The sequence below is a fragment of the Streptomyces cellostaticus genome, assembly GCF_001513965.1.
Taxonomy (GTDB): Bacteria; Actinomycetota; Actinomycetes; order Streptomycetales; family Streptomycetaceae; genus Streptomyces; species Streptomyces cellostaticus.
On record NZ_KQ948042.1, the window covers coordinates 51,731 to 73,943 of the forward strand.

A 22,213-nucleotide genomic window follows, 5' to 3' on the forward strand; every position below is an offset into this window, starting at 1 on the left:
GGAAAGCAAAAGGACCGCTGTGAGAGGAGGCGTCCATGGGATCGGTACGCAAGGCGAGTGCGTGGCTCGGCCTCGTCGACGACAACGATGACGAGCGTTACTACGACGACGAGTACTCCGAGGGCACCGAGTCCGGGAACGCCTGGGTCACGGACCCCCGGGTGAAGGTGGCCACGGACACGGCCGAGGAGAAGGGCCAGCGGATCGGCACGGTCACCCCGGACAGCTTCCGGGACGCCCGCGCCATCGGCGAGCTGTTCCGGGACGGTGTCCCGGTCATCATGAACCTCACGGCGATGGAGCCGTCCGATGCCAAGCGTGTGGTGGACTTCGCCGCCGGACTGACCTTCGGTCTGCGGGGCACGATCGAGCGGGTCGCGAACCGGGTCTTCCTGCTGACGCCCGCGAACACGGAGATCATCAGCGGTGAGCCGGCGGCGCGCCGCGAGGACGGATTCTTCAACCAGAGCTGAGGCAGGGCCGCTCACCGGCCCTGCCCCGCTTCTGGGTCAGCGGAAGGCGTCGAGCCCGGTGAGCGCCTTGCCCAGCACGAGCTGGTGCATCTCGACGGTGCCCTCGTAGGTGAGCACCGACTCGAGGTTGGTCGCGTGCCGCATGACGGGATATTCGAGGGAGATCCCGTTGGCACCGAGGATCGTCCGCGCCGTACGGCAGATCTCGATGGCCTCGCGGACGTTGTTGAGCTTGCCGAAGCTGACCTGCTCGGGGCGCAGGCGGCCGGCGTCCATCCGCCGCCCCAGATGGTGGGCGAGCAGGATCCCCTTGTGCAGTTCGACCGCCATGTCGGCGAGTTTGGCCTGGGTGAGCTGGAAGCCGCCGATGGGCCGCCCGAACTGCTCCCGCGTCCTCGCGTACTCCAGGGCCGTCTCGAAGCTGCTGCGCGCCGCCCCCATAGCGCCCCAGACGATGCCGTAGCGGGCGTGCGAGAGACAGCTGAGCGGTCCGCGCAGTCCGGTGACCCCGGGGAGGACCGCGGTGGCGGGCAGCCGTACGTCGTCCAGGACGAGTTCGCTGGTCACGGAGGCACGCAGGGACCACTTGTGCTTGATCTCGGGAGCGGAGAAGCCGGGGCGGTCGGTCGGTACGACGAACCCGCGGATCCCGTCCTCGGTCTGCGCCCAGACCACGGCCACCCCGGCCACCGACCCGTTGGTGATCCACATCTTGCGGCCGCTCAGCACCCAGTCGTCGCCGTCGCGCTTGGCGTGGGTGCGCATGGCGGCGGGGTCGGAGCCGTGGTCGGGCTCGGTGAGGCCGAAGCAGCCGATCACCTCGCCGGCGGCCATGCGGGGCAGCCACTCCTGCTTCTGCTCCTCGCTGCCGAACCGGTGGATCGCGTACATGGCGAGGGAGCCCTGGACGGAGACGAGGGACCGGATGCCCGAGTCGGCGGCCTCCAGCTCAAGGCAGGCGAGGCCGTACTGGACAGCGGTGGCACCTGCGCAGCCGTACCCGGTCAGGGACATGCCGAGCGCGCCGATGCTGCCGAGTTCGCGGGCGAGTTCCCTGATGCCGGGCAGCTCGCCCTTCTCGTACCAGTCGGCGATGTACGGCAGCACGCGGTCGGCCGCCCAGCTGCGGACGGTGTCCCGGATGGCGAGGTCCTCCGGGTCGAGCAGGTCGTCGATCCCGAGGGGGTCGGCGGCATCGAACGGGGGCAACTTCGCGGACGCGGACATGGAACACCCTCCGGCTCACTCAGGCACAGTGAAAACTAGCAGCGCTAGTTACGACTCCGCAGCCGACGTTACGGCGCAGTGTCCCGCACGTCCAGAGCCGGGGTCAGGCAGTGACCCTCGGCTTCGCGGCCTCCCGCGGAGACGGCAGCCCCACCTCGGCGACCTGCTCCGTGCTCTCCCCGGTCCCCTCGGCCTCCTCGCCGCACTGCATCACCCGGGGCAGCCGCAGCGCCATCACCGCACCCAGCAGCAACAGGCCCGCGCTCACCAGCAGCGTGACGTGCAGCCCGTGCACGAAGGAGTCCCGCGCCGCCCGGCGCAGGGCAGCGCCCACGGGCCCGCCGAGCCGTCCGGCGACGTCGTAGGCCTCGCCCAGCGAGTGGCCCGCGGCGTCCGACGCGTGCGGGGGGACGCCCGGCACCGACGCGAGTCCGGGCGCGTAGGCCGCGTTCATCACGCTGCCGAGCAGCGCGATCCCGATCCCGGCGCCCAGCTGGTACGACGTCTCGCCGATCGCCGCCGCCCCGCCGGCCTGCTCGGCCGGGGCCTCGCTCAGCATCGACTCGTACGCCCCGAAGAGGGTCGTCTCCAGGCCGAAGCCGAGCAGGACGAAGCCGAACAGCAGCAGGCCCGCGTTGTCGGTCGCGCCCATCGCGGTCAGCGTCACGACCGCCGCAGCAGTGAGGCAGAAGCCGAAGCACACCATCCGGCGCGGCCCGAAGCGGCGCAGCATCCGCGCACCCGCGAGGCCGGCCGCCATCGCCGCGATGGTCAGGGGCAGCAGCCTCAGGCCCGTCTGAAGCGGTGAGAGACCCAGCACCAGTTGCAGGTACTGGGCCGCGATCAGCTCCAGACCCACCAGCGCGAGCATCGCCAGCACGATGCAGCCCACCGAGGTACTGAACGCCGGCCGCCGGAACATCCGCAGGTCCACCAGCGGATGCGGGCGCCGGCCCTGGCGCCGCACGAAGAAGAGGAGCAGCGCCGCGCCCACCAGCAGCGGCACCAGGGTGAACGGGCTCGCCACCGGCTCCCCGCCGCCGAGCCGCTTCACCCCGAGGACGACACCGAACAGGCCGGCCGCCGCGGTCAGCGCGCCGACCACGTCCCACGGGCCGCCCCGGTCACCGCGCGACTCGGGCAGCAGCATCCGCCCGACCGGCAGGCTGACCAGCATCAGCGGTATGTTCACCAGGAAGACCGCGCCCCACCAGAAGTGCTCCAGCAGGAAGCCGCCGAGAAGCGGTCCGACCGCCGCGCCGACGGCGGCAACGGCGCTCCAGATGCCGATGGCCAGCGCGCGCTCGCGCCGGTCGGGGAAGACCTGGCGGAGGATCGACAGGGTCGCGGGCATGATCATCGCGCCGCCGACGCCGAGCAGCGCGCGGGCGAGGATCAGCGTCTCGGCGGTCTGCGCGAGGGCGGCCACGGCGGAGGCGACACCGAAGAGGGCGTAGCCGAGCAGCAGGATGCGCCGGCGGCCGACCCGGTCGCCCAGCGTGCCGAAGAGGATCAGCAGCGAGGCGCAGACCAGCGGGTAGATGTCGACGATCCAGAGCAGTTCTATGGCCCCGGGCCTGAGGTCCTCGGTGACGGCGGGGACCGCCACGTGCAGTACGGTCGCGTCGAGGGCGACGAGCAGCAGGCTCACACAGAGGACGACGAGGACAACCCAGCGGTTGGCACCGGCCCCGGCCGCCCGACGGCGCGGCCGAACGGCAGCCGTGGTCGTCCCGGACATGTACGTACCTCCCAGATGATCCCTCGCGTGCTGCGGATCGGCGGGGTGGGGACTCCCCGTCGTACGGCCGGAGAGGAGCGGTGTCTCCGGCCCGCGCAAACCCACGCGAGTGACTGGTCAGCGTACGCGAGTTCGGCGCGCGGACGCGTGGCGGACCTCTCACACGCAGGACCGAACCCGTGTGGCGTACGCCACTTCGCCCACCCTTGACCACGCTCCGGTAGGCGGCCCGGTTCCCCGTCCGGTCGATAATCGGGCCCGTGACCGATCTTGAAACGCGTGTGGCCCCCCTTCTGCGCCGGGCGGCGCCGGCGCTCCTCGGGTACGCGGCCGTCCGCGCCCTGGGCCTGGTCGTGCTGGCCGGGTGGAGCGCCGCGCGCGGCAAGAGCGCGTACACGCTGCTGACCGCGCGCTGGGACTCCCTCTGGTACACGCGGGTCGCCGATCTGGGCTACGGCTACGAGGTGCGGCTGCCCAACGGCGACGTCCACTCCAACCTGGCGTTCTTTCCGCTGCTGCCCTGGCTGGAGCGGCTGCTGCACGCGGCCCTGCCGCTGTCGTACGCGGACGCCGGCTTCGTCGTCGCCCTGCTCGCCTCGCTGACGGCGGCCTGGGGGATCTTCGCGGTCGCGGAGTGGGTATACGGCCCGAGGACGGGGGTCTGCGCGGTGCTGCTGTGGGCGGTGCTGCCGGTCGGGGTCGTGCAGTCGATGGCGTACAGCGAGTCCTTGTTCACGGCGCTGGCCGCATGGTCGCTGTACGCGGTGCTGACCGGCCGGTGGGTGAGCGCGGGCGCACTGGCGGCGCTGGCCGGGCTGACCCGGCCCGTGGGGCTCGCGGTCGTCGCGGCGGTGTGGGTGGCGGGCGTGATCTCGTTCGTGCGAGACGGAAGCACGCAGCGCGCGCACGGCGCACACGGCAGCGAACACGCCCCCACCCCGGCGGGAGACACACACGCCGAGCGCGTCCCGGACCCGGATGGCGCGCATGAGACAACACGCGCCCCTTCTCTCACCACCAGCGCACCCCCCTGGCGGCGCGCTCTCGGCATGCTGCTCGCTCCCCTGGGCGCCGCCGGCTATGTCCTCTGGGTCGGCCACCACACCGGCAAGGGCCCGCTCGGCTATCTCGACGTGCAGGCCGGCTGGCGCAACGGGTTCGACGGCGGATACGCCTTCGCCCGCTTCGTGGCCGACAAGTTCACGTCATTTCCGTCGGCCCTGGCCGGCGCGGGCCTGATCATCGGCGTGGCCCTGCTGATCTGGCTCTACGTGACCGGCGTGCGCCAGCGCCAGCCCGTGGCACTGCTGGTGTACACGGGTGTCGTGCTCGCGCTCGCCCTGTGCGCGTCGAGTTACTTCGGGTCGAAGCCCCGGCTGCTGATGCCCGCCTTCCCGGTCCTGTTCCCCCTCGCGCGCGCCCTGGCCCGGCTGCGGACGTCCAGGTCGGTGCTGGTCACAGCGGGTGTGGCGGTGGCGACGGCGGTCTACGGGGCCTTCTGGCTGAACGGCTCCGGTCCTCCATGATCAACTCTGGGGCACCGGTGAGCACCCTCTGAATTCCATCCCATGATTCGGTGAACGAATTCATAAGCACCATAAAATCGCGCCCTGCAACATGATCAAAGGAATTGCAGGAAGCAGGCCCACAGGATTGCGGAATCGCAGGAATTCGACCGCACCTGAGAGGTTTCCCACATCACATCGTCATCACAAAGCCCCTGTATCGACCGGGAACAGAGCTCACTCGCTGTAACGTCGATTGGGTGCGTACCGAACGAAACCTCACCCGGAGTCTGGACCGGGTGTTCGCCAGGCTGGACCGTGAGCCGGAACGACCGGCTCACATCGATGTGCCGAGGATGAGCCGGCACCGGGTCGTGCTGTTCACCGCGACCCTCGCCTTTTACCTGGCGATCGTCTGGGCCGTGGTGATCACCTCCTGGCTGGTCCGGCTCGACTGGCAGGTCATGTTCTTCCGGCCGTACCAGCAGTGGCCGCAGATCCACGCCTTCCTCGACTACTACGTGGTGCTCGGCCAGCGCGGCCCCACCGCCGTGATGGTCGCGGCCTGGCTCGGCTGGCGCTCCTGGCGGCAGCACACGCTCCGCCCGCTGCTGACCCTGGCCACCTCGCTGCTGCTGCTGAACATCACGGTCGGCGCCGCCAAGCTCGGCATGGGGCGGCTCGGTCCGCACTACGCGACCGTGATCGGCTCGAACGAGATGGGCGCGGGCGGCGATATATTTCCCAGCGGCCACACCGCCAACGCCGTGGTGACCTGGGGAATCCTGGCGTATCTGGCCTCCACCCCGAGAGCGCGCCGCTGGCTGTCGGCGCTGTCGGCGATCACTTCGCTCGGCGTCGGCCTCACCACCGTCTACCTCGGTACGCACTGGCTGAGCGATGTGCTGCTGGGCTGGGCCGCGGGCCTGCTGATCATGCTCGCCCTGCCCTGGTTCGAGCCGCTGATCGCCAGGGCCGAGACCGCGCTCTTCGACCTGCGCGACCGCTGGCGCGCCCGCCGCGGCCGTACGGTGCCCGCGCCGGCCGTCCCGGTCACGCCCGCGCCGGTGCTGCTCAAGCCGCGCACCGCGGCCGCCGAGCAGTCCGCTCCGGCGCGCGAACCGGTGTCGTCGGTGCGCGGCTCCCGGGCCCCGGCCCATCGGGCACCGAGCCCGCACACGGCCCGTTCGGAGCGCACCCCGGTCACCCCGGTGGGCAGCCGCCGCCCGCCGCACGCCGACCGCCTGCCGCGCGGCACCTCCCAGCCGGCCCGTCCCCTGACGGGCGGCTGACGCTCCACCACGGCAGCAGGGTCCGGTACGCACAGCCCACCCCGCCGCCACGGCGAAGGCCCCGTCTCCCCCTTCCGGGAGCGGGGCCTTCGTCGTACTCGCGAGGGATCTCAGCCCTTCCAGGCGCGGGCCACCCGGCCGTCGCGCACCTCGAAGTTGAGCCGCCCCACCCGGTACTCCATGGTGATGATCGCGCCCGGCGGCAGCGACCGTACGGTCGACCACCCCCGCTCCCGCGCGAGCCGCTCGGCGCGCGGGGCATCGAGGCCGACGTACCCGTCCGGACTGTCCTTGGGCTCCGCTGGCGGAGTGGGAATCGGTGCCATGCGGCCACGCTAGGCCGCATCGGGCGGCGACGGAAGCCGTGACCGGCGGCAGGCGCCGCGGGTCCCTCTCCGGTCACACTTCTGTCACAGGTTCCCGACACCCGTATCCGGCGAACTCCATCACACGTACGGGGGTTTCCGTCCCGCTTGCCGGGGCAATCGAACAGAATTCCCGCGCGTCGGAGCGCCCCTCCGAATTACCCGGCCGAAAGCGCCGCAGTAGCGATCGGGGCGGGTTCGCGGAGCGATTCCCTGCGGAATCCGGCGCACTGCGGCGCAAGCTGACGCCGCATCGGAATTTCACCGATTCAGCACATAATCGCCGTGCGCCCCCTGCCGGAGGCGGCCGCGCCGGCCCGGTTCGCCTACCCGCCGCCCGCAGCGTCCTCGGTGCGCGAGCCGGGTTCCGCAGCCCGGGCCAGAGCGGCATCGAGCCGGTCCCGAACCGTCCTGATGACCTCGTTCAGCTCGGCGGGCTCCAGCACCTCGAACGGGACGCCCGTCATCATGATGTGAATGACCATCACCTCCAGGTTCGGCGCACCGCTGCGCAGGATGCACGCATCCTCGCCGTCGGCCTCCAGCGTCCCCGCGGACGGCGAGATCCGCTCGGCGGCCTCGTGCAGCGGGACCAGCAGCCGCACGGCGGAGTGCACGGCGTACACGCGCGTGGAGACGCCCTGGGAGACGTAGACGGCGAGATCCTCGGCGGGCGGCTCACGCGGGGTGAACCGCGGGCCGTGCGGCGGCGTCGGGGTGACGCGGTCGACGCGGAAGGTCCGCCAGTCCTCCCGGTCCACGTCCCAGGCGACCAGGTACCAGCGCCGCTCGGTGCACACCAGCCGGTGCGGTTCGACGGTGCGGCGGCTCGCGGTGCCGTCGTGGCTCAGGTACTCGAAGCGCAGCCGCTCGGCGTCCCGGCACAGATGGGCGAGTTCGGTGAGCACGGCCGGGTCGACCGGGGACGACGGCGGACCGCCGCGCAGCATGGGCACGGTGAAGGCGTTGAGGGCGCCCACCCGGCGGCGCAGCCGGTTCGGCAGCACCTGTTCCAGCTTGGCGAGGGCGCGTACGGAGGTCTCGCCGATGCCCTCGATGCCCTGTCCGGCGGCGGTGCGCAGGCCGACGGCGACCGCGACGGCCTCGTCGTCGTCCAGCAGCAGCGGGGGCAGTTCGGCACCCGCACCCAGCTGGTAGCCACCGCCCGTGCCGGGGCTGGCGTTGACCGGGTAGCCCAGCTCGCGCAGCCGGTCCACGTCCCGGCGGACCGTGCGCGGGGTGACGCCGAGCCGCTCGGCGAGGTCGGCGCCGGACCACTCGCGGTGGGCCTGGAGCAGCGAGAGCAGGCGCAGCAGGCGTGCTGAGGTCTCCAACATGGGGCCGAGTCTGCCAGCCGATGCGGACAGCCGCTGTCCTCGATGGGGACAGCGGCTGTACGCGTCAGGTCACCGGCGCCCGGAGGCTGTTCAGAGCGCGAGGCGCTGACCGGGCACGATCAGGTTCGGGTCACCGCCGATGACCTTCTCGTTGGCGGCGTAGATCCGCTGCCAGGTGGTCCCGTGCCGGGCGGCGACGGCGCTCAGGGTGTCGCCCTCGCGGACGGTGTACTCGCCGCGGGACGCACTGCGGTCGGTGTGGACCGCCGGGCGTTCCGGCGTCTTCGCCGGAGCCGGCTTCGCCGGTGCGGACTTCACGGGAGCGGACTTCGTCGTCACGCTGCCCTTCGCTGCGGTCGTGCCGGACGAGCCGGACGAGCCGGACGCCGGTGCGGCGCCGGAGGCTCCGGCGCGGCCCGAGCAGACCGGCCAGGCGCCCCAGCCCTGGGCGCCCTGGACCTTGGTGGCGACGGCGATCTGGGCGCTCCTGGAGGCCTGGTCGGCCGTCGGGGCGTAGGCGGTGCCGCCGTACGCGCGCCAGGTGCCGGCGGAGAACTGGAGCCCGCCGTAGTAGCCGTTGCCGGTGTTGATGTGCCAGTTGCCGCCGCTCTCGCACTGGGCGATGCGGTCCCACACTCCGTTGTCCGCCGCGGCGGCGTTGCCGGTCGCGGCCAGCAGCCCCAGCGGGGCCAGCAGCGCCGCCCCGGCGAGGGCGGCCGTCGTACGGCCCTTGCGGGCGCTGTCGTGACGAGCGGTGTTGCGGGTGGTATCGGCACACTCGGACATGTAATTCCCTCTCCACGAACCCGGGCTCCCCCAGGGCGAAGCGCGCCTCCCCGCGTAGGACCGCGGTTCCTCGCGCCCGCCCCGTCCGCCACGACCGGTGCGGCGATCGTGCTCTGCCTGGCCGGCCGGCGGACGTACCCGAGCGGTGCTCGTTGCACACGGCGGAGGAATGTAGGGAGGTCGGGCGGCCGATATCAACCAACTCACCGTCATTCCAGGCCAGTTAGCCGTTACCCCGAGTATCGGCGATTTTCGGCCAGCCATTTCATGCGCTGATTTCGTAATTTATCGACCACCGACCGAGGCGATCTGTGAGCCACTTCACCCTTTCAAGTTCCTTGACAGCGCGAAGAGTTGACGGTGAGTGTCCAAATCCGTACCGGAGGTGACCCTGTGCGGTGGATGGTTCGATTCCGTTCTCCCCAGAGCGTGACTCCCACCACAGGACGCCCGTTGTCTTCTTCATGAGCCCGGAACCCCGGGGCTCAGGGGCCGGGAGCCACCCGGTCGACCCAGCACCGCATCCCGAGGGAGCCACCGTGCCGCGCATGCTCGACGTCAGTGACGCCGTACGCGCCGAGATCGGCGACGAAGAAGCCGACCGGCTGCTCGCCGGAGAGAACGCCCCGGGCAGTTACGACTGCACGTCCTGCCGCACCCCGGGCGACTCCGAGCAGGAGCGCACCAGCACCGTCCTGTTCGTCGGCGACGAGACCGCCGTCCTCGCCTTCGCCCACGCCAGCTGCCTGCCCTCGCAGGTCGTCCAGGTCACCGAGGAGCAGTTGCAGGGCGCCGTGCGCTCCATCGGCGGCACCGGCAGCGACATGGCCGCCGGCGGCCAGGCGCACGACGTCGCGCCCGAGCAGGCCGTGCTCGGCGTGACCAGCGGACTCGTCCTGATCGAGGGTGAGCTGCACCCCGCGCTCGTCGTCGAGCCGACCGCGCCGATCGTGCGCCCGGGCTCCACCGGGTCCGGCGACGACTTCCTTCCGCTGCTCATCGAGCAGGGCTTCATGCCGGTGATGGAGCTGGCGTCGGTTCCGCCGGTGCTGCACGGCTGGTCGGTACTGCTGGCCGTGGGCCGGCTGCACGCGGTGCTCCAGCCCGGCACGGGCGGCGGGCAGCCGGTGGCCTGGTGGCAGGCGCACCAGCCGCTCCAGGTGACCGACAGCTGGCGGGCGGCGGCCAACAAGCACCAGCAGGTGCTGATGTTCGCGGCGCCGGTGGGGTCCATCGGGCGGCAGCCCCGGGAGGATCTGCTGCGCGATGCTCTCGACAAGGCTGCGGCCCATGGCAAGTTGGTTGCTGCCGCGCTTCCCCTTGCGGGGACCTGAGACCGCCCGGGGGCGCGCCCACACGGCGGAGCCGCACAGTGATCCGGCCCCGCGCCCCTATTTGTCCGACCGCATCTCTTCAAGGTTCCGGTCGTTTGGACATACGTGCACGCATACGACACTCCTCACCGTCGGTCCGCCTTCTCCTCCGTTCCGTCCGCACGGTCGGGGCAGGAGGGCACCGGTGCGCCATCGGCCACGCCGATCTACGACTCGCTCTACGCGGAGTGGGTCAAGACCTTCCGCACGCTGCCGGGGGACCGCAGCGGTGAGGAAAACATGGGCTTCGTCGCCTTCGGAAGCCTCGGCCTCCCGGAGGGCACGGGCTCGTACGGCGGCCACCGGCCGGGGTCGTTCAGCAGCTCCTACAGCGCCTACAGCGCCGGGGCCTACAGCGCGCGGCAGCAGTCGCAGTGGCAGCGCATCGGCACCCTCGGGCGGCACCAGGACACCGGGATGCACTACGTTCCGGCGGCGCTGCCGCCCGGTCCGCGCCGGGGTGTGTGACGTACGGCGAAGGGCGACCCTCGTACCCCGGGGCCGCCCTTTGCCGTACAGCTGTGTCCGCTGCTTGTTCTACTTCTTCTTCGCGCCGCGCTTCTCGCGCACCCGCACCGAGATGTGGATCGGGGTGCCCTCGAAGCTGAACTCCTCGCGCAGACGGCGCTCGATGAAGCGCCGGTAGCCCGCCTCGATGAAGCCGGAGGCGAAGAGGACGAACCGCGGAGGCTTGGTGCCGGCCTGGGTGCCGAAGAGGATGCGCGGCTGCTTGCCGCCCCGGACCGGGTGCGGGTGTGCCGAGACCAGCTCGCCGAGGAAGGCGTTCAGGCGGCCGGTCGGCACGCGCGTCTCCCAGCCCGCCAGGGCCGTCTCGATCGCCGGGACCAGCTTCTCCATGTGGCGGCCGGTGCGGGCCGAGACGTTGACGCGGGGCGCCCAGGCGACCTGGGCCAGCTCGGTCTCGATCTCCCGCTCCAGGTAGTAGCGGCGCTCCTCGTCGAGGGTGTCCCACTTGTTGTAGGCGATGACCATCGCACGGCCGGCCTCGACGGCCATGGTGATGATCCGCTGGTCCTGGACGGAGATGTTCTCGGAGGCGTCGATCAGGATGACCGCGACCTCGGCCTTCTCCACGGCGGCCGCGGTGCGCAGGGAGGCGTAGTAGTCCGCGCCCTGCTGGAGGTGGACGCGCTTGCGGATGCCGGCGGTGTCGACGAACTTCCACGTCACGCCGCCCAGCTCGATCAGCTCGTCGACCGGGTCGCGGGTGGTGCCGGCCAGCTCGTTGACGACGACGCGCTCCTCGCCGGCCACCTTGTTCAGCAGCGAGGACTTGCCGACGTTCGGGCGGCCGATGAGCGCGATGCGGCGCGGGCCGCCGACGGCGGTGCCGAAGGACTGCTCGGGGGCGTCCGGCAGCACCTCCAGGACGGCGTCGAGCATGTCGCCGGTGCCGCGGCCGTGCAGCGCCGAGACCGGGTGGGGCTCGCCGAGGCCGAGGGACCACAGGTAGGCCGCGTCGGCCTCGCCGCTCGGGCCGTCGACCTTGTTGGCGGCCAGCACCACGGGCTTGCCGGCCTTGCGCAGCAGTCGTACGACCGCCTCGTCGGTGTCGGTGGCGCCGACCTTGGCGTCCACGACGAAGACGACCGCGTCGGCCGCCTCGATCGCGTACTCGGCCTGGGCGGCCACGGAGGCGTCGATGCCGAGGACGTCCTGCTCCCAGCCGCCGGTGTCGACGACCTTGAAGCGGCGGCCCGCCCACTCGGCCTCGTAGGTGACGCGGTCGCGGGTGACGCCAGGCTTGTCCTCGACGACCGCCTCGCGGCGGCCGATGATGCGGTTCACCAGGGTCGACTTGCCGACATTGGGGCGGCCGACGACGGCGAGCACGGGCAGTGGGCCGTGACCCGCCGCCTCGATGGCGCCCTCGACGTCCTCGATGTCGAAGCCCTCTTCGGCGGCGAGCTCCATGAACTCCGCGTACTCGGCGTCGCCGAGTGCCCCGTGCTCGTACTCGTGCTCGGCCGAGCCGTCGGGCTGGATCTGGTCGTTCATGAAGTCCGTACCTCGTCGTTCATCGTGGTGATCGGTGGAACGGCCCGTTATGGGCTGATCCACTACTCAAGTGTCGCTTAGCGCCCGGTCAGGCGCCTGGCGTTTTCCAGGTGGCGGGTGAGCTGCTTCTGGATGCGCTCGGTCGCCTCGTCCAGCGCCTTGCGCGTGCGCCGCCCGCTGCCGTCGCCCGCCTCGAACGGGTCGCCGAAGACGACGTCGACGCGGGAGCGCAGCGGGGGCAGTGCCTTTATCAACCGGCCGGGCCGGTCGGAACTTCCCAGGACGGCCACGGGCACGATCGGCGCCCCGCTGCGGACCGCGAAGTACGCCAGCCCGGCGCGCAGCGAGGCGAAGTCGCCCTCGCCCCGGGTGCCCTCGGGGAAGATGCCCAGCACTCCCCCGTTGTCCAGGACGCCGAGGGCCTCGGAGATGGCCGCGCGGTCGGCGGACGTACGGTCCACCTTCAGCTGGCCGATGCCCGTCAGGAACGAGCCCAGCGGGCCGACGAACGCCTCCTTCTTGATCAGGAAGTGCGTCGGCCGGGGCGCCACGCCCATGACCATCGGACCGTCGACGTTGTGCGAGTGGTTCACGGCGAGGATCGCCGGGCCGGTCGCGGGCAGCCTCCAGGCGCCGAGCACACGCGGCTTCCACAGCCCGTACATCAGGCCGACGCCGATACGCCGCCCGACCTCGGCGCCCCGCTCGGACGGAAGGCTCACTGCCCGGCCCGCTTCTCCTCGACCAGGGTGACGACGCACTCGATGACCTGGGCGAGGGTGAGGTCGCTGGTGTCCACCTCGACCGCGTCGTCGGCCTTGGCGAGCGGCGAGGTCTTGCGGCTGGAGTCGGCAGCGTCCCGCTTGATCAGCGCCTCGCGGGTGGCGTGGACGTCCGCGCCCTTCAGCTCGCCGCTGCGGCGGGCCGCGCGGGCCTCCGGGGAGGCGGTGAGGAAGATCTTCAGGTCGGCGTCCGGCAGCACGGTCGTACCGATGTCCCGGCCCTCGACCACGATGCCCTGCTCCGCGCCGGCGGCCAGCGAACGCTGCAGCTCGGTGATCCGGGTGCGCACCTCGGGCACCGCGCTGACCGCGCTGACCTTGGAGGTGACGTCCTGGGTGCGGATCGGGCCGGCCACGTCGACGCCGTCGACCGTGATGGTCGGGGCGGACGGATCGGTGCCGGAGACGATCTCCGGCTTGCCGGCGACGGCCGCGATGGCGGTCGGGTCCTCCAGGTCGATGTCGTTGGCCACCATCCACCAGGTGATCGCCCGGTACTGGGCGCCGGTGTCCAGGTAGCTCAGACCGAGCTGCGCGGCCACGGCCTTCGACGTGCTCGACTTGCCCGTGCCGGAGGGGCCGTCGATCGCAACGATCACGGGCTTGGCGGTCGGGGCGCCGTTTTCCACGGGGGGACACCTTCCTGGTGCGGTGCGGGGAGCGGGGTGCGGGGAGCGAGAGCGCCCTGCACAAGGTTACTGGGTGCGGGTCACTCGTCCGGACGCGCGCGTGCCGGGCGGGCTCCGGCCCGGAGGGCCAGGCCGGCACCGGGCACTACTGGCGCAGCGCCCAGCCCCGCTCGCGCAGTGCAGCCGTCAGCACCGGTACCGCCTTCGGCTCCACCATGAGCTGGACGAGACCCGCCTGCTGCCCCGTCGCATGCTCGATGCGGACGTCCTCGATGTTGACCCCGGCCTGTCCCGCGTCCGCGAAGATCCGGGCCAGCTGGCCGGGCTGGTCGTCGATCAGGACCGCCACGACCTCGTAGATCCGCGGGGCGGACCCGTGCTTGCCGGGTACCCGCACCTGTCCCGCGTTCCCGCGCCGCAGCACGTCCGCGATGCCCGCGCTGCCCTCGCCCCGCTTGTCCTCGTCGGAGGACTGCAGGGCGCGCAGGGCCCGCACGGTCTCGTCCAGGTCGGCGGAGACGTCCGTGAGGAGGTCGGCGACCGGGCCGGGGTTGGCGGAGAGGATGTCGATCCACATGCCCGGGTCGGAGGCGGCGATCCGGGTCACGTCCCGGATGCCCTGCCCGCACAGCCGTACGGCGGCCTCCTCGGCGTGTTCCAGGCGGGCGGCGACCATGCTGGAGACCAGGTGGGGCATGTGCGAGACGAGGGCCACGGCGCGGTCGTGGGCGTCGGCGTCCATGACGACCGGCACGGCCCGGCAGTGCGAGACCAGTTCCAGGGCGAGGTTGAGCACCTCGGTGTCGGTGTCCCGGGTCGGGGTGAGCACCCAGGGGCGGCCCTCGAAGAGGTCGCCGGTGGCGGCCAGCGGGCCGGACTTCTCCCGGCCGGACATGGGGTGGGTGCCGATGTAGCAGGACAGGTCCAGGCCGCGGGCCTCCAGCTCGCGGCGCGGGCCGCCCTTGACGCTGGCCACGTCGACGTAGCCGCGGGCGACGCCCCGGGTCATGGCGTCCGCGAGGAGCGCGGCCACGTGCGCGGGCGGGGCCGCGACGACGGCGAGGTCCACCGGACCCTCGGGGGCCTCGTCGGTGCCGGCGCCGAGCGCGGCGGCCGTACGGGCCTGCCCGGGGTCGTGGTCGGTGAGGTGGACGGTGACACCGCGCTGGGTCAGGGCGAGCGCGGCGGAGGTGCCGATGAGCCCGGTGCCGATGACGAGTGCGGTCCTCACTGGGCGATGTCCTTGCGCAGAGCGGCGGCGGCGCCGAGGTAGACGTGGGCGATCCCGGCGCGGGGCCGGTCGGACTCGATGTGGGCGAGGACCCGCACGACCCGGGGCATGGCGCCCTCGATGTCGAGCTCCTGGGCGCAGATCAGGGGTACGTCCACGATGCCGAGCTTGCGGGCGGCGGCCGCCGGGAAGTCGCTGTGCAGGTCGGGGGTGGCCGTGAACCAGATGCTGATCAGGTCGTCGGCGGTGAGTCCGTTCCGCTCCAGGATGGTGGTGAGCAGGGCTCCCACCTGCTCGTCCATGTGACCGGCCTCGTCCCGCTCCAGCTGGACGGCCCCCCGGACCGCTCGTACCGCCACGGCGCTGCTCCTTGCTGACATGCGTATCGGCTCTTGGTCCGTCCAGCCTAGTCAGCCCGCGCCGTCCGGGCGCGCGGCGCCCGGTCGCTGAGACAGTACAAAGATGCCGGTATTCACCAAGACACCGGTATCTCCTTTTTGATCACCATGTGCGTTCGGAGTGATGCCATGACCCAGCACTCGACACGCCGCACGGTTCTCGCGACGGGCGCGGCCGCGCTTGCCGTGGGATGCGCGGGATGCGGCGGCGACAAGAGCGGGAGTCCCCCGTCCGTGGGCGGGCAGGAGCTGGCGAGGACGAGCGACATCCCGGAGGGCGGCGGCAGGATCTTCAAGGAGCAGAAGGTCGTGGTCACCCAGCCGGAGAAGGGCGACTTCAAGGCCTTCTCGGCGATCTGCACCCACATGGGCTGCACGGTGAACCAGGTGGCGGACGGCACGATCGACTGTCCCTGTCACGGCAGCAAGTACCGCATCGCCGACGGCTCGGTCGCGCACGGTCCGGCGCCCAAGCCGCTTCCTCCTGAGACGATCAGGGTGGAGGGAAATTCGATCCGCCTGGCGTGAGCGGCCCGCGTACGCTCCGGGCATGCAGCCCGAGAGCGCTGAGCATCCTGAGGATCTCGTACGCGACCACACCGTCTACGCCTGTGTCATGGGTTCGCGGGCCTTCGGCCTGGCCACGGAGGCCAGCGACACCGACCGGCGGGGCGTCTTCCTCGCCCCCACGCCCCTGTTCTGGCGGTTCGAGAAGCCGCCGACGCATGTGGAGGGGCCGGGTGAGGAGCGGTTCTCCTGGGAGCTGGAGCGGTTCTGCGAGCTGGCGCTGCGCGGCAACCCGAACATCCTGGAGTGCCTGCACTCCCCGCTGGTGGAGCAGGTGGACGGCACCGGACGCGAGCTGTTGTCCCTGCGCGGCGCTTTCCTGTCCCGGCATGTCTACGACACCTTCACCGGCTACGCCCTCGGCCAGCGCCGCAAGCTCGACGCCGACGTCCGCACGACGGGCGCCCCGCGCTGGAAGCACGCGATGCACCTGCTCCGTCTGCTGATGAGCGCCCGGGATCTGCTGCGCACCGGAGACATGCGGATCGATGTCGGCGAGCAGCGGGAGCCGCTGCTCGCGGTGAAGCGGGGCGAGGTCTCCTGGGCGCGGGTCGAGGCGTGGATGGCCCGTCTCGCGGCCGAGACCGAGGAGGCGCTGCTCGGCACCCCGCTGCCGCCGGAGCCGGACCACGCGCGCGTGGCCGACTTCGTCTTCCGGGCGCGGCGCGCCTCAGCCCTCCAGGCGGAGCCGGACCACCAGGTCCTGCAGGGCGTCGTACGCGGTGGGCGCCTCGGGCAGGGCTGAGGCGGCCTGCGCCTCGTCGAGCACGGCGTGCAGCCGTTCCACGTCGGCCTCCGCGCGCGCGGGGTCGAGGTCGGCGGTGCCGTGCTCGCGCTCCGCCTTGGCGGCTATCAGCTCGGGCAGATAGCCGGGCGCGCCCACCTGGTCCAGGAGCGTGGGCAGATGGGCCTGGACCTCGCCGCTGCGCATGAGGTGTATGCCGGTGAGCAGCACGCGGAACGTGTAGAGCAGCGGCTTGAGTTCGCCGGTCTTCTCGAACAGCCGCCACTGGGTCACCGCGAAGCCCCGGTAGTGGTGGGCGTGGTGGCTGGTGAGGACGCCCGGCACGAGCGCGGTCAGCTCCCGGTGTGCGTCGGTGGTGTGCGCGACCAGGGGGGAGAGCAGCTGCTCCAGCACATAGCCGTTGCGCCGGAGCATCAGCCGTACGAACTTGCGCAGGTCGTGGGTGACGAGGTCCATCTCGACGCCGAACCGCACCCAGACCCGCGACCGTGTCTCCTCCGGCTCGTGCAGCCCGACCAGGTCGGCGGCGGGCAGCAGGTGGATGCCGCGCAGGTCCAGGTCGGAGTCCTCGGAGGGGAAGCCGTACAGGTGGGCTCCGGAAACGGTGGCGAACAGCAGGGGGTCGGGCTGTTCGGCGATCACGGGGGCCAGGTTCAGGTCGAGGTTGTCGATCATGCGGTCAAGCGTCCCAGAGCGCTCCCAGCGTCAACAGGTCGCCTCGGTACTCGATCCGGTCGGCCCACGCGGCCGGCCAGGCGTCCGCGCCCCGCCAGGCGCCCGCGAAGGCCCCGGTGAGGCAGGCGATCGAGTCCGAGTCGCCGGAGGAGCAGGCGGCCCGGCGCAGGGCGGTGACGGGCTCGTCGGGGAAGAGCAGGAAGCACAGCAGGCCGGTGGCGAAGGCCTCTTCGGCGATCCAGCCCTCGCCCGTGGCCAGGCACGGGTCGGTCTCCGGGGAGACGGTGCGCACGGCCTCCTGGAGGCGGCCGAGGATGTCCAGGCACTCGTCCCAGCCCCGCGCGATGAAGTGCTCGGCGCTGGGGTCCTGGGAGCGGGTCCACAGGTCGCCGAGCCAGGTGTGGTGGTAGCGGGTGCGGTTGTCGTAGGCGTACGAGCGCAGCTGTCCGACGAGTCCGGCCGGATCGGTGCCCTGGGCGAGCAGGTGGACCGCGCGGGCGGTGAGGTCGGAGGCGGCCAGCGCGGTGGGGTGTCCGTGGGTGAGCGCGGACTGCAACTGGGCGGCGCCGGCGCGCTGTTCGTCGCTCAGGCCCGGGGCGAGCCCGAGCGGGGCGACGCGCATGTTGGCACCGCAGCCCTTGGAGCCGATCTGGCTGGCCTCCTGCCAGGCCCGGCCCTCCTCCTTGAGGAGGCTGCACGCGGTCAGACAGGTGCGTCCGGGGGCGCGGTTGTTCTCCGGCGACCGGTACCAGTCCACGAACTCCTCGCGCAGCGGCCTCGCCAGCCGCTTGGGCGCGAGAACCCCGCGGTCCATGGCCGTCCTGAGCGCGCGGCCGAGGGCGAGGGTCATCTGTGTGTCGTCGGAGACGAAGGCGCGCTGCGGCAGTTCCATCTCCCGCCAGGGGCCGCACTTGGCGAGGATGGCGGGCACGTCGTTGAACTCGGTCGGGAAGCCGAGGGCGTCCCCGAGGGCCAGGCCGAGCAGGGATCCGGTGGCGGCGCGCTTGCTCGTCAGGGTGGTGGTCATGCGGGGCGTCCTTCCCGGGACGGTCGGAGCAGGGGCGGGTGCAGGGTGGTGGCGGTGCCCGCGCGGTAGAGGGCGGCCGGCTTGCCGCGACCACCGGTCAGCCGGGCAGCGCCGGGGACGGGTTCCACGAACCCGGGCGTGGCAAGCACCTTGCGGCGGAAGTTGGGCCGGTCCAGGGCCGTGCCCCACACCGTCTCGTAGACCTGCTGCAGCTCGCCGAGGGTGAACTCGGGCGGGCAGAAGGCGGTGGCGACGCAGCTGTTCTCCAGCTGGGCGCCGATCCGGTCGTGGGCGTCGGCGAGGATCCGGTCGTGGTCGAAGGCGAGCGGCCCGGCGGAGCCGTACGGCAGCCAGCGGGCCTGGGCCGCGTCACCGCCGCCCCGCGGTTCGGGGGGCTCGGGGAGCAGCGCGGTGAAGGCGACGGACACGACCCGCATCCGGGGGTCGCGGTCCGGCTCGCTGTAGGTGCGCAGCTGCTCCAGGTGCAGCCCGGAGACGTCGGCCAGGCCGGTCTCCTCGGCGAGTTCGCGCCGGGCGGCCCGCTCCGCGGACTCCTCGGGCAGCAGGAAGCCGCCGGGCAGCGCCCAGTGACCGGCGTACGGCTCCTGCCCGCGCTCGACCAGCAGTACGTGCAGGGCGCCGGCGCGGAGGGTGAGGACGGCGAGGTCGACGGTGACGGCGAAAGGTTCGTAGGCGTACTTGTCGTAGCCCTGCACGCCCAGTCACCCCCTTCATGGTCAGGACGACTAATAGTCGATACGACTATAAAGAGCGTGGACCGAGATCCGCAAGCCCTTCAGCGGGCCCTGGAGGCCCGTTCCGGCATACGACGACGGCCGGTCCCGGAAACCCCGGAACCGGCCGTCAGGAAGCCGTGCAGGCGCCTCCTAGAGGTCGACCTCCTTCATCAGCATCCCGACCTCGGTGTTGGACAGGCGGCGCAGCCAGCCCGACTTCTGGTCGCCCAGGGTGATCGGGCCGAAGGAGGTGCGCACCAGCTTCTCGACCGGGAAGCCGGCCTCGGCGAGCATGCGGCGCACGATGTGCTTGCGGCCCTCGTGCAGGGTCACCTCGACCAGGTAGTTCTTGCCGGTCTGCTCGACCACCCGGAAGTGGTCCGCGCGCGCGTACCCGTCCTCCAGCTGGATGCCGTCCTTGAGGCGCTTGCCCAGGTCGCGCGGGATCGGGCCCACGATGGCGGCGAGATAGGTCTTCTTCACGCCGTACTTGGGGTGCGTGAGGCGGTGTGCCAGCTCGCCGTGGTTGGTGAGCAGGATGACGCCCTCGGTCTCGGTGTCGAGCCGGCCGACGTGGAAGAGCCGGGTCTCGCGGTTGGTGACGTAGTCACCGAGGCACTGGCGCCCGTCCGGGTCCTCCATCGTGGAGACGACACCGGCGGGCTTGTTGAGCGAGAAGAACTGGTACGACTGCGTCGCGACCGTCAGGCCGTCGACCTTGACCTCGTCCTTCTCCGGGTCGACTCGGCGCCCCTGCTCGAGGACGATCTCGCCGTTGATCTCCACCCGGGCCTGCTCGATCAGCTCCTCGCAGGCGCGCCGGGAGCCGTAGCCCGCGCGCGCGAGGACCTTCTGGAGGCGCTCGCCCTCCTGCTCGGCGCCCGGGAAGGTCTTGGGGAGCTTGATGTCCTTCTTGCCGGCGTACCGCTCGCGGTTGCGCTCCTCGACGCGCGTCTCGTACTCGCGGGAGCGCGCCGGAGCCGTACGACCGCCCTGCTGGGGCTTCTTCGGGCCGCCCTTGGCACCGCCGCGGGCCGAACCGCCCCGGCCGGACTTGGGGCCGTCCTGGGTCGCGCCGGGGCCCACGTCGTAGCGGCGCTCCTCGGGGCGGGGCTTGCGGGGACGGCCCTGCCCCTGCCGCTCGTCCCTGTTGTTGCCGGCACCGCGGTAGTTACCGCGCCCGCCGCTCTTTCCGCTGCCGCTGCTTCGCATCAAAGTTCCGTCTTAGTCGTCTGCGTCCTCTGCGCCGGGCGCGTCGGGCGCGTCCGGGTCGAACGACGGTACGCCCTCCTGGGTCTCGGCCTCGATCGCCTCCGCCTCCGGGAGGAAGGGCGCGAGCTCCGGAAGCTCGTCCAGGCCACGCAGGCCCATCCGCTCCAGGAAGTAGTTCGTCGTCCTGTACAGGATCGCACCTGTTTCGGGTTCCGCGCCCGCCTCCTCGACCAGACCGCGCTGCAGGAGGGTGCGCATCACACCGTCGCAGTTGACTCCGCGCACGGCGGAGACGCGGCTGCGGCTGACCGGCTGGCGGTAGGCGACGACCGCGAGGGTCTCCAGCGCAGCCTGGGTGAGGCGGGCGGTCTGGCCGTCCAGCACGAGCCGCTCGACGGCGGGCGCGTACGCGGCGCGCGTGTAGAAGCGCCAGCCGCCCGCGACGAAGCGCAGCTCGAAGCCGCGGCCCTGCACGGTGTACTCGTCGGCCAGCTCGCGCAGCGCGTCCGCGATCTGCCGCTTGGGCCGCTGCAGGATCTTGGCCAGGTGCTCCTCGGTCGCGGGCTCGTCCACGACCATGAGGACCGCCTCCAGGGCGGGCTTGAGGTCCAGGCCGGCGACGGTACGGAGCCCCGCCGGAAGTTCTGCGGTCTCCTCGCTCATGCCTTCTTCTCCTCCTTGGGCTGCTCGGGCGGCCGGTCGAACTCGTCGGTGACCATGGGCGCCGCCTCCTCGTCCCCGCCGGTCCAGCGCACCAGCAGCTCGCCGAGCGCGGCCTCCTGCTCCAGGGCGACGGCCTTCTCGCGGTACAGCTCCAGCAGGGCGAGGAAGCGGGCCACGACGGTGAGGGTGTCGTCGGTGTCCTCGACCAGCGCGCGGAAGCTTGCCTCGCCGAGATCCCTGAGGCGCGCGACCACGATCCGCGCCTGCTCCTGCACGCTGACCAGCGGTGCGTGGATGTGGTCGATGTACACCTGGGGCTTGGCCTTCGGCTGCATCGCCTTGACGGCGAGCTTGGCGAACCCCTCGGGGCCGATGCTGATGACGACCTCGGGCAGCAGCTCGGCGTGGTGGGGTTCGAGGCCGACGGTACGGGGGTAGCGGCGGGCCTCGTCGTCGAGGCGCTGGGTGAAGATGTCGGCGATCTGCTTGTACGCGCGGTACTGGAGCAGCCGCGCGAACAGCAGGTCACGGGCCTCCAGCAGCGCCAGGTCGGCCTCGTCCTCGACCTCGGCGGTGGGCAGCAGCCGGGCGGCCTTGAGGTCGAGCAGGGTGGCGGCGACGACCAGGAACTCGGTGGTCTGGTCCAGGTCCCAGTCCGGCCCCATGGCCCGGATGTGCGCCATGAACTCGTCGGTGACCTTGGAGAGGGCGACCTCGGTGACGTCCAGCTTGTGCTTGGAGATCAGCTGGAGAAGCAGGTCGAAGGGTCCCTCGAAGTTCGAGAGACGGACCTTGAAGACGCCGTCGGAAGGAGGCCCGGCGGGATCTCCTGATCCGGCCGACGCTGCCGACTCCGTGCCGGCAGCAAGGACGACGGACGACGCCCCGGACTCGCCCCGAGCCCCCGACTCCGACCCGACCGGCCGCCCAGGCGCGCCCCACCGATCCCCCTCCGGCCCGGACGACGACTCAGACCCACCCCCGGCCCACGGCCCCGGTTCTTCTCCAGGCTGCGGCCCCGGCTCTTCTCCTGCCCGCGACCTCGGTTCTTCTCTGGCCTCCGGCCCCGGCTCGGCGACCGGCACCAGCCCGTGCTCCGGGATCGGCACGGGCTCCGGCTCCGACTCGGTCGGCCGCTCAAGCGCACCCCAGCGATCGGCCTCCGGCCCGGACGACGACTCAGACCCGCCCCCGGCCCACGGCCCCGGCCCTTCTCCAGGCTGCGGCCCCGGCTCTTCTCCTGCCCGCGACCTCGGTTCTTCTCTGGCCTCCGGCCCCGGCTCGGCGACCGGCACCAGCCCGTGCTCCGGGATCGGCACGGGCTCCGGGGCCGGCACGGGCTCCGGCTCCGACTCGGTCGGCCGCTCAAACGCACCCCAGCGATCGGCCTCCGGCCCGGACGACGACTCAGACTCGCCCCCGGCCCACG

General features: G+C 71.9%; 23 protein-coding genes. 7 read left to right on the forward strand and 16 right to left on the reverse strand.

The features are described from left to right. Positions 1-35: 35 nt before the first annotated feature. Positions 36-473 (forward strand): cell division protein SepF, encoded by a 438-nt coding sequence (locus tag AQI88_RS35110; RefSeq protein ID WP_067007452.1) that lies wholly within the window; start codon positions 36-38, stop codon positions 471-473. 36 nt (positions 474-509) lie between these two features. Here the strand turns inward: AQI88_RS35110 and AQI88_RS35115 are convergent, their stop codons facing one another. Together AQI88_RS35115 and AQI88_RS35120 are read right to left on the reverse strand one after the other, a co-directional pair. Next, positions 510-1,700, reverse strand: a complete 1,191-nt coding sequence (locus tag AQI88_RS35115) for an acyl-CoA dehydrogenase family protein (RefSeq protein WP_067007455.1) — start codon at positions 1,698-1,700, stop codon at positions 510-512. 103 nt (positions 1,701-1,803) lie between these two features. Then, positions 1,804-3,441: an MFS transporter gene (locus AQI88_RS35120; RefSeq protein WP_067007459.1), complete on the reverse strand. Its 1,638-nt coding sequence runs from the start codon at positions 3,439-3,441 to the stop codon at positions 1,804-1,806. A gap of 260 nt (positions 3,442-3,701) precedes the next feature. Here AQI88_RS35120 and AQI88_RS35125 point away from each other — a divergent pair, with 260 nt between their 5' ends. Both AQI88_RS35125 and AQI88_RS35130 read left to right on the forward strand, forming a co-directional pair. Continuing rightward, positions 3,702-4,967 carry a mannosyltransferase family protein gene (locus AQI88_RS35125; RefSeq protein ID WP_067007462.1) on the forward strand — a complete coding sequence of 422 codons (1,266 nt, stop codon included), beginning with the start codon at positions 3,702-3,704 and terminating at the stop codon, positions 4,965-4,967. A gap of 239 nt (positions 4,968-5,206) precedes the next feature. Continuing rightward, on the forward strand, positions 5,207-6,238 hold the full coding sequence (locus tag AQI88_RS35130) for a phosphatase PAP2 family protein (RefSeq protein ID WP_067007465.1): 1,032 nt from the start codon (positions 5,207-5,209) through the stop codon (positions 6,236-6,238). 110 nt (positions 6,239-6,348) lie between these two features. Here the strand turns inward: AQI88_RS35130 and AQI88_RS35135 are convergent, their stop codons facing one another. The 3 genes from AQI88_RS35135 to AQI88_RS35145 all read right to left on the reverse strand — a co-directional run bounded on the left by AQI88_RS35135 (position 6,349) and on the right by AQI88_RS35145 (position 8,726). Then, positions 6,349-6,564 carry an I78 family peptidase inhibitor gene (locus tag AQI88_RS35135; RefSeq protein WP_067007469.1) on the reverse strand — a complete coding sequence of 72 codons (216 nt, stop codon included), beginning with the start codon at positions 6,562-6,564 and terminating at the stop codon, positions 6,349-6,351. A gap of 365 nt (positions 6,565-6,929) precedes the next feature. Next, positions 6,930-7,940 (reverse strand): helix-turn-helix transcriptional regulator, encoded by a 1,011-nt coding sequence (locus AQI88_RS35140; protein WP_067007472.1) that lies wholly within the window; start codon positions 7,938-7,940, stop codon positions 6,930-6,932. Between the two features lie 90 nt (positions 7,941-8,030). Next, a complete protein-coding gene (locus AQI88_RS35145) occupies positions 8,031-8,726 on the reverse strand; it encodes a LysM peptidoglycan-binding domain-containing protein (protein WP_067007475.1) in 696 nt (231 codons plus the stop codon). A gap of 539 nt (positions 8,727-9,265) precedes the next feature. Here AQI88_RS35145 and AQI88_RS35150 point away from each other — a divergent pair. Both AQI88_RS35150 and AQI88_RS35155 read left to right on the forward strand, forming a co-directional pair. Continuing rightward, positions 9,266-10,060, forward strand: coding sequence for a hypothetical protein (locus tag AQI88_RS35150; RefSeq protein WP_067007478.1), 795 nt, complete (start codon positions 9,266-9,268; stop codon positions 10,058-10,060). A 105-nt stretch (positions 10,061-10,165) separates the two neighbouring features. Further along, a complete protein-coding gene (locus AQI88_RS35155) occupies positions 10,166-10,567 on the forward strand; it encodes a hypothetical protein (RefSeq protein WP_067007481.1) in 402 nt (133 codons plus the stop codon). A 69-nt stretch (positions 10,568-10,636) separates the two neighbouring features. Here AQI88_RS35155 and der read toward each other — a convergent pair whose 3' ends face one another. From der to aroH, 5 genes are all read right to left on the reverse strand, one after another. Then, positions 10,637-12,118 carry a ribosome biogenesis GTPase Der gene (der, locus tag AQI88_RS35160; protein WP_067007484.1) on the reverse strand — a complete coding sequence of 494 codons (1,482 nt, stop codon included), beginning with the start codon at positions 12,116-12,118 and terminating at the stop codon, positions 10,637-10,639. Positions 12,119-12,195: 77 nt separating this feature from the next. Further along, a complete protein-coding gene (locus AQI88_RS35165; protein WP_067007599.1) occupies positions 12,196-12,783 on the reverse strand; it encodes a lysophospholipid acyltransferase family protein in 588 nt (195 codons plus the stop codon). A 53-nt stretch (positions 12,784-12,836) separates the two neighbouring features. Beyond that, positions 12,837-13,529, reverse strand: coding sequence for a (d)CMP kinase (gene cmk, locus AQI88_RS35170; RefSeq protein WP_067007487.1), 693 nt, complete (start codon positions 13,527-13,529; stop codon positions 12,837-12,839). 145 nt (positions 13,530-13,674) lie between these two features. Next, complete coding sequence (locus AQI88_RS35175) at positions 13,675-14,760, reverse strand: prephenate dehydrogenase (RefSeq protein ID WP_067007490.1); 1,086 nt, start codon at positions 14,758-14,760, stop codon at positions 13,675-13,677. Further along, positions 14,757-15,119 carry a chorismate mutase gene (gene aroH / locus AQI88_RS35180; RefSeq protein WP_067007493.1) on the reverse strand — a complete coding sequence of 121 codons (363 nt, stop codon included), beginning with the start codon at positions 15,117-15,119 and terminating at the stop codon, positions 14,757-14,759. The genes AQI88_RS35175 and aroH overlap by 4 nt, the downstream gene beginning before the upstream one ends. A gap of 168 nt (positions 15,120-15,287) precedes the next feature. Between aroH and AQI88_RS35185 the strand changes: the two genes are divergently transcribed. Together AQI88_RS35185 and AQI88_RS35190 are read left to right on the forward strand one after the other, a co-directional pair. Further along, on the forward strand, positions 15,288-15,686 hold the full coding sequence (locus AQI88_RS35185) for a Rieske (2Fe-2S) protein (protein ID WP_067007496.1): 399 nt from the start codon (positions 15,288-15,290) through the stop codon (positions 15,684-15,686). Between the two features lie 22 nt (positions 15,687-15,708). After that, a complete protein-coding gene (locus AQI88_RS35190; RefSeq protein WP_067007499.1) occupies positions 15,709-16,470 on the forward strand; it encodes a nucleotidyltransferase domain-containing protein in 762 nt (253 codons plus the stop codon). Here AQI88_RS35190 and AQI88_RS35195 read toward each other — a convergent pair. The 6 genes from AQI88_RS35195 to AQI88_RS45365 form a co-directional block, all read right to left on the reverse strand. Continuing rightward, positions 16,396-17,145, reverse strand: coding sequence for a nucleotidyltransferase domain-containing protein (locus AQI88_RS35195; RefSeq protein ID WP_067007502.1), 750 nt, complete (start codon positions 17,143-17,145; stop codon positions 16,396-16,398). The two genes, AQI88_RS35190 and AQI88_RS35195, sit on opposite strands and share 75 nt — an antisense overlap. Positions 17,146-17,149: 4 nt before the next feature. Beyond that, the gene (locus AQI88_RS35200) at positions 17,150-18,172 is read right to left on the reverse strand and encodes an ADP-ribosylglycohydrolase family protein (protein ID WP_067007505.1); all 1,023 of its coding nucleotides are present in this window, start codon (positions 18,170-18,172) and stop codon (positions 17,150-17,152) included. Continuing rightward, positions 18,169-18,888 (reverse strand): NUDIX hydrolase, encoded by a 720-nt coding sequence (locus AQI88_RS35205; RefSeq protein ID WP_067007509.1) that lies wholly within the window; start codon positions 18,886-18,888, stop codon positions 18,169-18,171. Before AQI88_RS35205 ends, AQI88_RS35200 begins: the two co-directional genes overlap by 4 nt. Before the next feature lie 171 nt (positions 18,889-19,059). Beyond that, positions 19,060-20,121: a pseudouridine synthase gene (locus AQI88_RS35210; RefSeq protein ID WP_067007512.1), complete on the reverse strand. Its 1,062-nt coding sequence runs from the start codon at positions 20,119-20,121 to the stop codon at positions 19,060-19,062. A 12-nt stretch (positions 20,122-20,133) separates the two neighbouring features. Next, positions 20,134-20,784, reverse strand: coding sequence for an SMC-Scp complex subunit ScpB (scpB, locus tag AQI88_RS35215; RefSeq protein ID WP_067007515.1), 651 nt, complete (start codon positions 20,782-20,784; stop codon positions 20,134-20,136). Next, the gene (locus tag AQI88_RS45365) at positions 20,781-21,887 is read right to left on the reverse strand and encodes a segregation and condensation protein A (protein ID WP_425264581.1); all 1,107 of its coding nucleotides are present in this window, start codon (positions 21,885-21,887) and stop codon (positions 20,781-20,783) included. Before AQI88_RS45365 ends, scpB begins: the two co-directional genes overlap by 4 nt. Positions 21,888-22,213 lie beyond the last annotated feature (326 nt).